Genomic DNA, 14,448 nt, shown 5'->3' with positions numbered 1-14,448 from the left:
CAAAAGGTTGGGACAAAACAAAAAAGGTCATGACGAACAATATCAGTATGGCTTCTTAATACCGCTTATGATTTCCGTGCAAGACTGCGCGCGGGTAGCCTGTGAGCCTCCTCGGCAAGCCTGCGGGGTCTCACATCAGCTACTCTTCCCGCAGGAGTCTTCGTTTTGCACGCCAATCACCCGCTAGGTACAAGTAAACTACCATCTCATTAAAAACCCGAACGATCTCAGGTAAGATCGTTCGGGTTTTACTATGACGAAAACACTCTTGTCCCAGCCTATTCTTCGTATTTGAGGGCCAGGGTAAGGTCGGTGGTGGTGTAAAAGTAGATTTCCTTCACTTCAAGTCTGAAAGGCTTATCGTTCAGCTTGATGGTTTTGTTCTCGATGATCTTTTTGATGAGTTCTTTATTATCATGGGCTGTCTCCAGATTTTGATTTAGAAGACTCCTTAAATCCTGGCTCAAGGTTTCCTCTGCCCGGTGGAGGCTTAATAATTCCACCTTGGTTTTGGTCGGATTGAGGATCTTCACCCTCACTTCCTGGATCGTCAACTCGTCCTCATTCTCTTCATTTAATTCTTTATTTTCTTCCTGAAGATAAGATAAGGTGCTCGTCAGTTTATCGATCTGTGTTTGCTGATCTAGTATTTTTTGAGTCTGCTTTTCATGCATGGAGCCGTACATGAAGATGAAGATCATCCAACTGACGATGCCGCCTATGACGGCACCGGCAAAGAATCGCTGAAAGGAAGGGAGCCTGTAAAAAGGGGGGATCCTCATGAGGAGACGTGCTCCTGCGTGAGCCAGCTGATGATCATGGCTCCCGTGTTGGCCCCGCCGAGTGCTGCAAGAATCAGAAGGAATTGCTTGAAGAGTTCTTTTGTCTCTCCGTTCAGGAATCCTTTTTCAAAACTGTACACCGTGTCAAAGGTGCCTCCGATGGCCGCGATGATGGCCCAGATGCGGAGGAAGTTGGACAGCCTCCACATTTCGATGAAAAGGGGCTGTCCCATGGCGAATGAAGCGAGTCCGCCAAGGAGCGATCCCCCGAGAAGGACCCCCATGGCGATAAAGAAGCTTTTGAACAGTTCTGGGAAGAAAGCTTCTGTCATAACATCATCTCCCGTGCTTGTCTTTATGATATCTATATGGGATGAGGGGACAGGATATGAGGGAGAACATATTTTCTTTTTTATGTGAACATCCCTATAATGGAATTACTAAGGAATAAAGGGTGTGCAATCATGTCGTTCGTTCATTTACAGGTAGCAAGCTCCTTCAGCTTGCTTTCAAGCACGATTTCCATAAATGGACTCGTACATAAAGCGAAGGAACTCGGGTTCAAGGCCCTGGCCCTTACCGATCAAAATATGATGTATGGCGTCGTGCCATTTTATAAACAATGCCTGAAAGAAGGCATCAAGCCGATCATCGGCCTGACGGCGGATGTGGCCGTGAGCGATACGGAATCCTATCCGATGGTTCTCCTCTGTGAAAACATGCAAGGCTATCAGAACCTCATGAAAATCTCCAGCAGCATCGGAGCGAAGACCCCCGAAGGAATCCCGTTGAAATGGCTCCACTCCTATCACGAAGGGCTCATTGCCATCTCACCTGGCTTGAAGGGGGAAGTAGAGAGCCTGCTTCTGGCCGATGACAAAGAGCAGGCCGTGGAGAAGATCCGTCTCTATCAAGATCTTTTCGGATCGTCATCCTTCTATCTCGGTCTCCAGAATCATGGACTGCCCGAAGAAGAGCAACTGCTCTCCATGATCCTAGCCGTTGCCAAAGAGACGGGAACGGAAGTGGTGGCCCTGAATGACGTGCGCTGTCTGGAGGAGGGCGAGCATTTCGCCCTGGAATGCTTGAATGCCATCCGTGACGGAGTGAAATTGGACGATGAGGAACGGGTTGTTCTGAAGAGCAGCGATTACTATTTGAAGCCGAGGGAAGCCATGGTCGACCTATTTAGTGATGCTCCGGATGCCCTTGAAAACACATTGAAAATCGCGGAAAGATGCAGGGTGGACATTCCCTTCCATCAGCAGCTCCTCCCGAAATATCCCCTCCCAGAAGGTGTCGATGCCCTCTCGGAACTGACGAAACAGTGTGAAAGCGGACTGCATCGAAAGGTCGATGATGTAACGGATCTTTATCTGAACCGCCTGGATTATGAACTCAACGTCATCGGGGACATGGGCTTCAGCGATTATTTCCTCATCGTGTGGGATTTCATGAAATTTTCCCGGGAAAACGGGATCTTGACTGGACCGGGAAGGGGTTCTGCTGCAGGATCACTCGTTTCCTATGCCCTTGATATCACCGACGTCGATCCCCTCCGTCATGATCTTCTGTTCGAGCGGTTCCTGAACCCCGAACGTGTGACGATGCCGGATATCGACATCGACTTTCCCGATCACCGCCGCGATGAAGTGATTGACTATGTGGAAGGAAAGTACGGTAGCATGCACGTTGCCCAGATCATCACATTCGGTACATTCGCCGCAAAGGCAGCCCTCCGTGATACGGGAAGGGTGTTCGGATTGAATATGAAGGAGCAGGAGCAGCTGTCGAAATTGCTTCCATCCAAACCGGGTTTGACCCTTGAGGGAGCGTATCAGGATTCAACGGCCCTTCGTGACCTTATCGGAGGCTCCGACCTCCACCGCAGGATCTTCACGGTGGCCAAGCAGATCGAGGGGCTGCCGAGGCATACATCCACCCACGCGGCAGGGGTTGTGATCAGCGACGAGCCCCTTGTGAAGTGGGTCCCCATCCAGGGCAGTCCGACGGGCATCCACCTTACCCAGTTCCCTATGGATACGTTGGAAGAAATCGGGCTTCTCAAGATGGATTTCCTCGGCCTTAGGAATTTAAGCATCCTGGAGCGGATCGTCAAGAGCATTCAGCGGGGGAGCAAGAGGACATTCAAGCTATCTACCATCTCCGACCAGGATGAGAAGACCTTTGAATTACTCTCTGCTGGAAGGACGAGCGGGGTATTCCAGCTCGAATCTGACGGGATGAGAAGCGTGCTGACAAGACTGAAGCCGAGCTCGTTCGAAGATATCGTGGCGGTCAACGCCCTCTTCCGGCCGGGCCCGATGGAGAATATCCCGATGTTCATCAGGCGGAAGCACGGGGAAGAGGTCCCGCATTATCCGATTCCCGAGATCAAGCCGATCTTGGAAGCCACCTATGGGGTCATTGTCTACCAGGAGCAGATCATGCAGATCGCTTCGAAGATGGCAGGTTTTTCACTCGGGGAAGCGGACCTTTTGAGAAGGGCCGTATCGAAGAAGAAGAAGGAAGTGTTGGACCGGGAGAGGGAGCATTTCGTTTCAGGGGCATTGAAGAAGGGATACGGAGAGGCCGCTGCCAATGATGTGTACGACCTTATCGTCCGGTTTGCAGACTATGGATTCAACCGGTCCCATGCTGTCGCTTACAGTAAGATTGCCTATCAGCTTGCCTATCTTAAAGCGCATTATCCCGCCTACTTCCTTTCCTCCCTGTTGACTGCTTCCGTTGGGAATGATGGGAAGATCGCCCACTATATCCGCGAGGCACGGCAGACGGGAATCGAAATCCTTCCGCCGTCGATCAATTCGGGTCACTTCATGTTCCAAGTGGAAGGGGAAAACAGGATCCGATACAGTCTCGGGGCCATCAAGGGGGTCGGAGCCGCTGCCCTGAAAGAAATCACAAGGGCGAGGCAGGACCGCCCATACGCGGATCTGTTCGATTTTGTCATCAGGGTATCCCTGAAAGTGATGAATCGCGGCATCCTTGAGAATTTGATCCTCGCGGGTGCCTTCGATGAATTCGGTGAAGACCGTGCAGTTCTTCTTGCAAGTCTCGATGTGGCCATCGAACATGCAGAACTCATCGGACCCGATGACGATCTATTCGCAGACGAAGAAGATTTCTTCCCCAAGCCGAAGACGGTCGAAGTGGAGGCGATGTCCCTGGACACCAAGCTGCAGTTCGAGAAGCAGGTTCTGGGACTCTACTTATCCGATCATCCCGTGTCATCCCACCGTGAACGATTCGAAAGGCATGGACTCCTCCCCATTGCCGATGCGAAGAAAGGCGCCAGGGTGAAGATCGGTGCGTATCTGACGGCTGTGAAGACCATACGGACGAAAAAGGGAGAAGTCATGGCCTTTATTGAAATGGGGGATGAAACGGGGGATCTCGAAGGTGTGATCTTCCCCAATATATATAAGAGGAATATGAACCTCCTTAAGGACGGGAAGGTCCTGATCCTCGAAGGGAATATGGAGGAGAGGAACGACCGCCTGCAGCTCATTGTGAATACGATCGGTGATGCATCAGAACTGAACGGGCCGGACGGAAAGCGTCTTTTCCTTAAAATCGGCAAAGGGGAAGATCAGGAGAGCATGCTGACACACATCAAAGGGATCGTGGCGGAACATGTCGGTGATACAGAAGTCCTGATTTACTTCGAGGAAGAGAAAAAGACGGTCAAGCTACCCCAAGGCTTCAATCGCCGTTCTGCGGATGAAGCAATAGGTTCCCTGAGAAAATTATTAGGGAATCGAAACGTCGTGTTGCAATAACGTCTTTACTTACATCTATATTTATATTATTGTTTAATAGAAAAAGGTGGTCTGACCACTAGGGTCAAGACCACTTTCTGTCCAGCACTTATTCTTTATCATTCAAACGTTATTCAATTTCTGAAGGAGATGAAGCGATTTGTCATTAAGAGAAGAAGCCCTTCATATGCATCGTGTCAACAAGGGGAAATTGGAATCAAAGTCTAAAGTGGAAGTCCGGAATGCGGAGGACCTTAGCCTTGCGTATTCTCCAGGAGTAGCAGAGCCTTGCAAAGATATCTATGATAAACCGGAAACGGTCTATGATTATACAATGAAAGGCAATATGGTGGCCGTTGTCTCTGATGGGACCGCCGTACTCGGACTCGGAAATATCGGACCCGAAGCAGCCCTGCCTGTCATGGAAGGGAAAGCCGTCCTATTCAAAAGTTTTGCAGGTGTTGATGCTTTCCCGATCTGTTTGAACACGACGGATGTCGAGAAGATCATCGAAACAGTCAAACTGCTCGAGCCGACATTCGGGGGGGTCAATCTTGAGGATATCGCTGCACCGAACTGTTTTGAAATCGAAGAGCGTTTGAAGAAAGAAACGAATATCCCGATTTTCCATGACGATCAACATGGTACTGCCATCGTCACCGTAGCAGGTCTTGTGAATGCCCTTAAGATTGTCGGCAAGAAAATGAGTGAGATCAAGGTTGTCGCCAACGGGGCGGGAGCTGCAGGGATCGCCATCATCAAACTTCTTTATCGCTATGGGGTAAGGGATATCATCATGTGTGATTCAAAAGGTGCCATTTACGAAGGTCGCCCTGAAGGAATGAACAGCATCAAGGACGAAGTAGCGAAATTCACGAATCGTGACCGGATCGAAGGCGGCTTGAAAGAAGTCCTTCAGGATGCCGATGTCTTCATCGGTGTGTCCGTTGCAGGTGCATTGACAGAGGAAATGGTGTCATCCATGAAGCAGGATCCAATCATCTTTGCCATGGCGAATCCGATTCCTGAGATCATGCCGGATCTTGCGAAAGCAGCAGGTGCCAAAGTCATCGGGACAGGCCGTTCCGATTTCCCGAATCAGGTGAATAATGTCCTTGCTTTCCCTGGAATCTTCCGAGGGGCACTTGACGTCCGTGCGACCCATATCAACGAGAAAATGAAGCAGGCGGCCGTCGAGGCCATCGCTGAACTCATCAGTGAAGATGAGCTCAATGCCGATTATGTCATCCCGGCTCCATTCGATAAACGCGTCGCTCCAGCCGTGGCTGCAGCAGTAGCGAAAGCCGCCATGGAAACAGGCGTCGCGCGCTTGAAGGTAGACCCTGAAGAGATCCGTAAAAAAACGGAAGAGTTAGCGGTCATCGGGAAGGGAGAATGAAGTCCGACGTGAACCCCCTGAAGACCCATCCGAAAGTCTACATCGGGATCGTTCACCAGCTGAAGGAAATCATCTCGAATGACGGGCTCACCCCGGGCGATAAGCTTCCCTCTGAAAGGGAACTTTCCGAACGCTTGAATGTAGGGCGCTCCTCTGTAAGGGAAGCGCTCCGGGCACTCGAACTGTTGGGACTCATTGAGACCAGGAGAGGGGAAGGGACCTTCCTACGGGATTTCCGCGAACATCATTTGATCGATCTCCTCGGGATGTTCATCCTCGAAGATCATAAAACTCAAAATGATATTCTGCACATGAAGATTATGATTGAAAAAGAGGCCTTACGGGCCCTTTTCATTGAGAAGGAATCCTTGAAGGGGATGGCAGAGGAAGTCCAGGGCGCGGAAGATCTCTCCCTGGGTGATGTACTCAGTGAAATCGTGCGTCATGCCCCGAATCATCTGGCTCATCGGATATGGAATATATTGAATGATTACGAAACACTCATATGCGGGAAAACCCCTCTTTGTAGCGATTTGAAAAAAGACATCTTGAGCATGCTAGAGGGTATCGGGAATCAGGACAAAGAGGCTGTGCAGGAAGCTTATAAAAAAGTGCGGAATAATGTCGACGAAGAGCTGACAGTTTCCAACATCTTTTTCTGATTCAATCCAGTAAACTGATAGACAAGCAGTTTTTTCGAATGCACGAATAGAGAGATAAGGCAGTCATCTCCTGCCCGTCACGTAGTGGTGGCCAGGGGATGTCTGTAATTGGTTAAGGAGGTTTTAGCCTTGCTGAAGGAACTATTTAATAAACCGAAAAAACGGAAATACGCAACAATCCCTTCCGAAGGTGCAAAACATGATGTACCGGAAGGAATCATGACAAAGTGCCCGGAATGCAAGAAGATCATGTACACGAAAGAGCTCCAAAAAAACCTTAAGGTCTGCCTGCATTGTGGGTATCACCATGGCATGAGCTCCCATGAACGGGTGGACAGCTTCATCGATGAAGGAACATTCACCGAACTCGATCGTGAGCTTGCATCCGTCAATCCACTCGGGTTCCCAGATTATCTGGAGAAACTTGATAAAGACCGTCAAAAGACAGATATGAACGAAGCCGTGCTGACAGGAAGCGGGAAGGTGAACGGCAATGAGATCGTCCTTGCCATCATGGATTCGCGCTTCCGTATGGGAAGCATGGGGTCTGTCGTCGGTGAAAAAATCACGAGGGCAGTCGAAGAAGCAGACAAGAGAAAGGTCCCATTCATCATTTTCACGGCTTCAGGTGGGGCTAGGATGCAGGAAGGGGTCCTTTCCCTCATGCAGATGGCCAAAACAAGTGTCGCCCTGAAGCGGTTCAGTGATAATGGAGGGCTCTTCATCTCCATCATGACCCACCCTACCACCGGTGGGGTGTCGGCAAGCTTCGCATCCGTCGGAGACTATAACTTTGCAGAGCCGGGTGCACTCATCGGATTCGCCGGTCGCCGGATCATCGAGCAGACGATCCGCGAAGATCTTCCTGAAGACTTCCAGACGGCTGAATTCCTTTTGAAGCACGGTCAGCTTGATGACGTGTTGAACAGGCTGGACCTGAAAGATAAAATCGGTACGTTAGTTGATCTACATCAGTGGGACGGTGACCTCTCATGGTAAATGAAATGGAATTTGAAAAGCCCGTATTCGAGCTGAAGAAGAAGATTTCCGAGCTGAAGGAGTTCACGAAAGACTCAGACGTGGATCTTTCCAACGAAATCGAAAAACTTGAAAACAGGCTTCAGAAGCTTGAACAGGATATTTATGAGAATATGAAACCGTGGGAAAGGGTTCAAGTCGCCCGCCACCCGAATCGTCCCACCACCCTCGATTATATCGAGAATCTTTTCTCTGACTTCATGGAGATGCACGGTGACCGGACATATGGGGATGATGAAGCCATCGTTTCCGGCGTCGGTCGTTTCCACGGGGTGCCCGTGACCATCATCGGCCACCAGCGGGGGAAAGATACGAAGGAAAACATCAGGCGCAACTTCGGGATGCCTCATCCTGAAGGGTACCGCAAAGCGCTTCGCCTCATGAAGCAGGCCGATAAGTTCAATCGTCCGATCATCTGTTTCATTGATACAAAGGGCGCATACCCCGGGAAAGCAGCAGAGGAGAGGGGTCAAAGCGAAGCCATCGCCAGGAATCTGGTTGAAATGGCCGGCCTGACCGTCCCTGTCATCTGCATCGTCATCGGTGAAGGGGGAAGCGGTGGTGCCCTTGCACTCGGAGTCGGGAATCATATCCACATGCTGGAGAATTCCACGTACTCTGTCATCTCCCCGGAAGGCGCGGCAGCCATCCTTTGGAAGGATGCCACCCAAGCCAAAAAAGCAGCAGAATCAATGAAGATCACGGCACCGGATCTGAAAGAACTGGGCATCGTCGATGAAATCATCGAAGAAGTCAAGGGCGGGGCGCATAAAGATGTCAAAACCCAATCCGAGAAGATCGAGGCCGTATTGAAACAATCCCTTAAAGAGCTGATCTCTATGTCTAAAGAGGAGCTCGTCCAGCATCGTTATGATAAATTTAAGGCAATTGGCGAGTATACTGTTTTAAATGATCGTATCGGGGTAAAATCATAAAGAATGCGGACTGACAAAGTGGATAAAGACTTTTGTCGGTCCTTTTCTCTTTCTGGATGGTATATGTAATAAAAAGGAATTTTAATCGGTTTCATTTAAGTGAACATTTCGTCTTTTGCATCGAGAGGGCGGAACTAGTTGAGAACCGTTATTCTTCATGGTATTTTAGAAATAAACCTTGTATCATTGGACCATAATAAGTAGGGAGATTGGCATATTTACCATTTTCCTGAATTATGTGAAAGCATTAACAAATGCGTATGTTCTTTTTACATAGATATGCATATAACTCAAGAGGTGATTGAAGTGAAAAAGATTGGTGTACTAACGAGTGGCGGAGATTCGCCTGGGATGAACGCGGCAGTGCGTGCCGTCGTCCGTAAAGCAATTTTCATGGATGTTGAAGTATACGGCATTTATCAAGGATATAACGGATTGATCAACGGGAATATCCAAAAGCTTGAGCTTGGTTCCGTCGGTGATATCATCCACCGCGGGGGAACGATGCTCTACACAGCCCGCTGTGAGGAGTTCAAGACGAAGGAAGGCCAGAAAAAAGGGATCGAACAGCTTGAGAAGTTCGGGATTGAAGGGCTTGTCGTCATCGGTGGAGATGGATCCTATCAAGGAGCCAAGGCCCTGACTGAGTGGGGTTATCCATGCGTGGGCGTTCCGGGTACAATCGACAACGATATCCCGGGTACGGAATATACAATCGGTTTTGATACGGCGCTGAATACGGTCATCGATGCCATTGATAAGATCCGTGATACCGCGACGTCACATGAGCGTACATTCATCATTGAAGTCATGGGCCGCAATGCAGGCGATATCGCCCTTTGGTCTGGTCTTGCAGGTGGTGCGGAAACCGTCCTCATCCCTGAAGAGAAATTCGATATGGATGACGTGATCACGCGTCTGAATAAAGGCCAGGAGCGCGGAAAGAAACACAGCATCATCGTCGTGGCCGAAGGCGTCATGTCAGGTAACGACTTTGCCGACCGTTTCAAGGAAGCAACCGGTATGGATACACGCGTTTCTGTCCTCGGCCATATCCAGCGCGGTGGAACCCCGACTGCATCTGACCGTGTGCTTGCAAGCAGGCTCGGTTCCAAAGCAGTGGAACTGCTCGTGAGTGGTAATGGCGGGCGTGCTGTAGGGATCGAAAAGAACCAGCTTGTTGATTATGATATCATTGAAGCATTGGCCAAACCACATCATATCGACCTTGAGATGTATAATCTTTCCAAAGAACTTTCTATCTAATAAAGAAGTACAAACCCAGGAGGTAACAAAATGAGAAAAACAAAAATTGTATGTACGATCGGACCTGCCAGTGAAAGCGTAGAGAAACTGTCACAGCTTATCGATGCTGGAATGAATGTAACACGCCTGAATTTCTCTCACGGTGACTTTGAGGAGCATGGACAACGGATCATCAACATCCGTGAAGCCGCTGCAAAAGCCGGCAAGAATATCGGGATCCTCCTTGATACAAAAGGACCTGAAATCCGTACGCACACAATGGAAAACGGTGGCCTCGAGCTTGAAAAAGGCAAGAACATCATCGTTTCCATGAAAGAAGTCGTCGGTACATTGGACAAGTTCTCCGTTTCGTATGAAGGCTTGATCGATGATGTACATGAAGGCTCTAAAATCCTTCTTGACGATGGTTTGATCGGACTTGAAGTCACTAAGATCGATAAAGCAAACGGTGAAATCCACACGGTCATCAACAACAGCGGTGCCCTTAAAAACAAAAAAGGTGTCAACGTACCGGGCGTTTCAGTGAATCTTCCTGGAATCACTGAAAAAGATGCCAATGACATCGTCTTCGGTATCGAACAAGGGATTGATTTCATCGCGGCTTCATTCGTTCGCCGTGCGTCTGACGTCCTTGAGATCCGTCAGCTCCTTGAAGAGCATAACGCAAGCCATATCCACATCATTCCTAAAATCGAAAACCAAGAGGGTGTCGATAATATCGATGAAATCCTTGAAGTATCCGACGGTTTGATGGTTGCACGTGGAGATCTTGGTGTTGAGATCCCTGCTGAAGAAGTACCACTTGTACAGAAAATGCTGATCAAGAAGTGTAACGCACAAGGTAAACCAGTCATCACTGCTACCCAAATGCTTGATTCCATGCAGCGTAACCCACGTCCGACACGTGCAGAAGCAAGTGACGTCGCCAACGCGATCTTCGATGGCACGGATGCTATCATGCTTTCAGGGGAAACGGCAGCAGGAAGCTATCCAGTCGAAGCTGTTCAGACGATGCATAACATCGCTTCAAGAGCGGAGCAGGCCCTTGATTCAAGCGCGATTCTGTCTGCACGCATCAAAGATTGTGAGCACAACATGACCGATGCCATCGGACAATCCGTTGCTCATACAGCCATCAACCTTGACGTAAATGCGATCGTTGCTCCGACGGAAAGCGGACATACAGCACGTATGATCTCGAAATACCGTCCGAAGGCGCCGATTGTTGCTGTTACAAGCGATGATTCCGTTACAAGAAGATTGGCACTTGTATGGGGTGTATTCCCTACCATGGGTCAAAAGGCTTCCACAACGGATGAAATGCTTCAAATGGCAGTCGATGAGAGCATGAATTCCGGTATGACTAAACATGGTGACCTGATTGTGATCACGGCTGGTGTTCCAATCGGAGAATCCGGAACAACAAACCTTATGAAGATTCACGTTGTCGGTGACATCGTAGCAAAAGGCCAAGGAATCGGACGCAAATCTGCATTCGGTAAAGCGGTCGTTGCTTCATCTGCTGAAGAAGCGGTAAGCAAGACAAAAGAAGGATCCGTCCTGGTGACAATCGGAACGGATAAAGAAATGATGCCTGCCCTCGAGAAATGCTCAGCATTGATCGTGGAAGAAGGCGGATTGACTAGCCATGCAGCCGTCGTGGGAATCAACCTCGGCATCCCTGTGATCGTTGGAGTGGAAAATGCTACTTCATTGTTCCAGGATGGACAGGAAATCACGGTTGATGCGACTCGCGGCGTCGTTTACAACGGTCAGGCAAGCATCCTTTAATCAACAGAAGGGCCGGAACCAATTGTTGGTTCCGGCCTTTTTGTATGGGTTCCGGCCAAACCTGTGCTATACTGGGTGAAACGATAAATCGTCTGGAGGAATCCATTCATGAAATACATTCTCGCTTCTCTCATCATCTTTCCGTTTGTTGAAATCAGCCTGTTGATCTGGTCGGGTCATCTGATCGGAGCTTTCCCTACCATCTCCCTTATGATCCTGACGGGAGTCCTGGGGGCGTTCCTTGCTAAAAAGCAGGGTCTTGATGCAATCCGGAAAGTCCAGCAGGATATCCAAAGCGGCCAAATGCCAGGTGGACACGTAACGGATGGCCTCTGCATTGCAGCGGGCGGCCTCCTCCTCATCCTGCCGGGATTCGTTTCGGACTTACTCGGTATCATCCTGTTGCTGCCGCCGACGCGCAGCATGGTCAAGCCTGTCCTCTTCAAGCTGTTCAGGAGATGGGGAAGGAACCGGAATGTCATCATCTACCGCTAATCGTGTAAAAGAAGCTGGGACAAACGTGTTTTAGCCATAGTAAAACCCGAATCCAATTGCTTATCATGGGCAAATGAATTCGGGTTTTTACTTTGTTTTATGACCATCATCGTTTCTAGCGGCAAGACGAGGCCTAGCAAATGTGAGACCTAGCAGGCTTTCCGGGGTGGCTCATGGGGCTACATCGGAAAGCGGATCATGGCGAGTTAAGGAACCGATACTGATCGTGTCCGTCAGTATCGGTTCCTTTTTAGGATTGTCCCAATCCCTTTTATCATTTTTCTCCGATGATGAATCGCCATGTGTCCTTGAACACACCTGCACGGTGCAGCGTCTGGCCGATGACCAGGACGATGGGACCGACAATGAGTCCGAGGAAACCGATGAGCTTGAAGCCCACAAACAGGGCCACAAGTGTCGCAAGGGGGTCGAGTCCGATGCTTGAAGAAAGGATTTTCGGCTCCATGATCTGCCTTTGGACAATCACGACCACATAGAGGACGGATAACCCGATTCCAAGCCCCATATTCCCCGTGATGAATTCATAGGCGATCCATGGGACGAATACGACTCCTGTACCAAGGTAGGGCATCAGATCCACAAGCCCCGTTACCAGTGCGATGGTGATGGCGTAATCCACTTTCAGGATCAGGAGACCGATGAGCACCATGATGGCCGTGATGGAGATCAGGGTGAACTGCGCCCTGATAAATCCAAACAATGCCTTCTTCAAGTCGACAATGACCTTCCTGCCGCTCGTCATGGCTTTCCCGGGAATAAACCGTTCCGCCTTTGAGGATAATGTATACCAGTCCTTACTGATGAAGAAGGTGGCAAGTGCAGAGAAAATCAGGACAGTGGCAGCGTTCGGGATCCACGAAACGAGCTGTGGGAGCTTCGTGAAGAAGTTTTGCAGAAAGTCTCCTGCAGAGGTGGCAATCTTCGTTCCTGCCGCCTGAATATTTTCCAAGACCGTATCCTGTTGTCCGGCATCGAGGTTTTTGAACAAACCGGACACGTGCTCATAGAACGGCATGACCTTCCCGGCTATGACATCCTCTCCGTAATCCACGAGGGTTTCGACATGTTTAGGCAAAACTTCTGCCAAATAATTGGCTCCTGAGACAATTTCCGCAATCAGCAGGGTGATTAATCCAGCAAAAGCTGATACAATCATGAGCAGGGAAAGAGTCACGGCCCAAATGCGAGGAAGTCTCGCTTTTTTTTCAAGAACATTGACCAGGGGATTCATCAGAAATGCAATCGCAATGGCAATCACAAAGGGGTAAGCGAGTTTCCATATGTAGAACAGGGCTACGAACGCAAAGCTCACAATTGCTACGACAATAAGAAAACGAATAAAACGATATAAATACTCCAGGTTCAACGTCATCCCTCCTAAAGCTATTCTATTCTATTTTAATCCAGGTAAGAACGGAAAGATAGTTTTCAACTAGGTTTGTTAACAGCTGTTGGTATGGTAGGATAACGTTTGGATGGAAACAGAGAGGGGAGTGGATGGCTTGTTCCAGCCTTTATTATTTTTACTTCTATTATTAGGGATCGGGTTCGTTGCCAAGAACCAATCCATCATCATTGCATCGGCCGTATTGATCATCCTCAGGGTCGTGGGAGCGGACGAGAAGATTTTCAGCACCATATCGGGAAAAGGGATCAATTGGGGTGTGACGATCATCACGATCGCCGTACTTGCCCCCATCGCCACCGGTGAGATCGGCTTCAAGGATCTCATTTCATCCATGAAATCCCCGTATGCCTGGATTGCGTTGATATCCGGGATGGCTGTGGCCATCATTGCCAAGAATGGCTTGACCCTCCTCGAAAACGATCCCCACATCACGACAGCGCTTGTGCTTGGTACCGTCATCGCCGTTGCCGTATTCAAGGGAGTTGCTGTAGGCCCCCTTATCGGAGCGGGGATTGCCTACCTTGCCATGAAGCTGTATGAAATGATTGTATAGAGAAGGTGTGAAAGCCCCATCCCATCAGGGACGGGGCTTTTTCCTATGGTGATGAGGCGTGCCGGCACGTGGGAAAATCGAAGTGGTTTATTTTACTAGAAAAATATTTTGCACAAATTAATGCGTTTTCATTCACAAAAGTCTGAGTATTGTTTATAATAGGAAATGTAAGCGTATCCCAAGCGCACGGATCGTCATAATATGACAAAGATGTGGCGGGGAATCATTTTTTGCTGGCTGGGTGAGCCATCGCTCATTTCACGGTCAATCGTTCTTTTAAAGATCCTGAAGCCTTTCGCACGGCGATGGCTAGGGT

Annotated in this window: 12 protein-coding genes; 9 read left to right on the top strand and 3 right to left on the bottom strand. The window is 49.3% G+C overall.

The window, feature by feature from the left end; genetic code table 11:
• Window positions 1-278: 278 nt before the first annotated feature.
• Window positions 279-782, bottom strand: coding sequence for a sporulation membrane protein YtrI (gene ytrI / locus ABJ225_RS10945; RefSeq protein WP_347320136.1), 504 nt, complete (start codon window positions 780-782; stop codon window positions 279-281).
• Window positions 779-1,114 carry a sporulation membrane protein YtrH gene (ytrH, locus tag ABJ225_RS10940; protein WP_048006342.1) on the bottom strand — a complete coding sequence of 112 codons (336 nt, stop codon included), beginning with the start codon at window positions 1,112-1,114 and terminating at the stop codon, window positions 779-781. The genes ytrI and ytrH overlap by 4 nt, the downstream gene beginning before the upstream one ends.
• Window positions 1,115-1,246: 132 nt before the next feature.
• Here ytrH and dnaE point away from each other — a divergent pair, with 132 nt between their 5' ends.
• The 8 genes from dnaE to ABJ225_RS10900 all read left to right on the top strand — a co-directional run bounded on the left by dnaE (window position 1,247) and on the right by ABJ225_RS10900 (window position 12,150).
• Window positions 1,247-4,585, top strand: coding sequence for a DNA polymerase III subunit alpha (dnaE, locus tag ABJ225_RS10935; RefSeq protein WP_347320134.1), 3,339 nt, complete (start codon window positions 1,247-1,249; stop codon window positions 4,583-4,585).
• A 139-nt stretch (window positions 4,586-4,724) separates the two neighbouring features.
• Complete coding sequence (ystJ, locus tag ABJ225_RS10930; protein WP_053426354.1) at window positions 4,725-5,963, top strand: NADP-dependent malic enzyme; 1,239 nt, start codon at window positions 4,725-4,727, stop codon at window positions 5,961-5,963.
• Window positions 5,960-6,625, top strand: coding sequence for a FadR/GntR family transcriptional regulator (locus ABJ225_RS10925; protein ID WP_056534934.1), 666 nt, complete (start codon window positions 5,960-5,962; stop codon window positions 6,623-6,625). Before ystJ ends, ABJ225_RS10925 begins: the two co-directional genes overlap by 4 nt.
• 129 nt (window positions 6,626-6,754) lie before the next feature.
• On the top strand, window positions 6,755-7,624 hold the full coding sequence (gene accD, locus ABJ225_RS10920; protein WP_347320133.1) for an acetyl-CoA carboxylase, carboxyltransferase subunit beta: 870 nt from the start codon (window positions 6,755-6,757) through the stop codon (window positions 7,622-7,624).
• The gene (gene accA / locus ABJ225_RS10915) at window positions 7,618-8,598 is read left to right on the top strand and encodes an acetyl-CoA carboxylase carboxyl transferase subunit alpha (RefSeq protein ID WP_053426357.1); all 981 of its coding nucleotides are present in this window, start codon (window positions 7,618-7,620) and stop codon (window positions 8,596-8,598) included. The genes accD and accA overlap by 7 nt, the downstream gene beginning before the upstream one ends.
• Before the next feature lie 306 nt (window positions 8,599-8,904).
• Window positions 8,905-9,864: a 6-phosphofructokinase gene (pfkA, locus tag ABJ225_RS10910; protein WP_347320132.1), complete on the top strand. Its 960-nt coding sequence runs from the start codon at window positions 8,905-8,907 to the stop codon at window positions 9,862-9,864.
• A 30-nt stretch (window positions 9,865-9,894) separates the two neighbouring features.
• On the top strand, window positions 9,895-11,655 hold the full coding sequence (pyk, locus tag ABJ225_RS10905; protein WP_159640723.1) for a pyruvate kinase: 1,761 nt from the start codon (window positions 9,895-9,897) through the stop codon (window positions 11,653-11,655).
• Between the two features lie 108 nt (window positions 11,656-11,763).
• Window positions 11,764-12,150, top strand: a complete 387-nt coding sequence (locus ABJ225_RS10900) for an FxsA family protein (RefSeq protein WP_053426360.1) — start codon at window positions 11,764-11,766, stop codon at window positions 12,148-12,150.
• Between the two features lie 274 nt (window positions 12,151-12,424).
• Here ABJ225_RS10900 and ytvI read toward each other — a convergent pair whose 3' ends face one another.
• The gene (gene ytvI / locus ABJ225_RS10895) at window positions 12,425-13,537 is read right to left on the bottom strand and encodes a sporulation integral membrane protein YtvI (protein WP_347320129.1); all 1,113 of its coding nucleotides are present in this window, start codon (window positions 13,535-13,537) and stop codon (window positions 12,425-12,427) included.
• Window positions 13,538-13,646: 109 nt separating this feature from the next.
• Here ytvI and ABJ225_RS10890 point away from each other — a divergent pair, with 109 nt between their 5' ends.
• Window positions 13,647-14,132, top strand: a complete 486-nt coding sequence (locus ABJ225_RS10890) for a DUF441 domain-containing protein (protein ID WP_481900620.1) — start codon at window positions 13,647-13,649, stop codon at window positions 14,130-14,132.
• Window positions 14,133-14,448 lie beyond the last annotated feature (316 nt).

The sequence above is a fragment of the Rossellomorea sp. RS05 genome (assembly GCF_039822645.1).
Lineage (GTDB): Bacteria > Bacillota > Bacilli > Bacillales > Bacillaceae_B > Rossellomorea > Rossellomorea marisflavi_B.
This window is presented reverse-complemented; position numbering and strand designations above follow the sequence as displayed.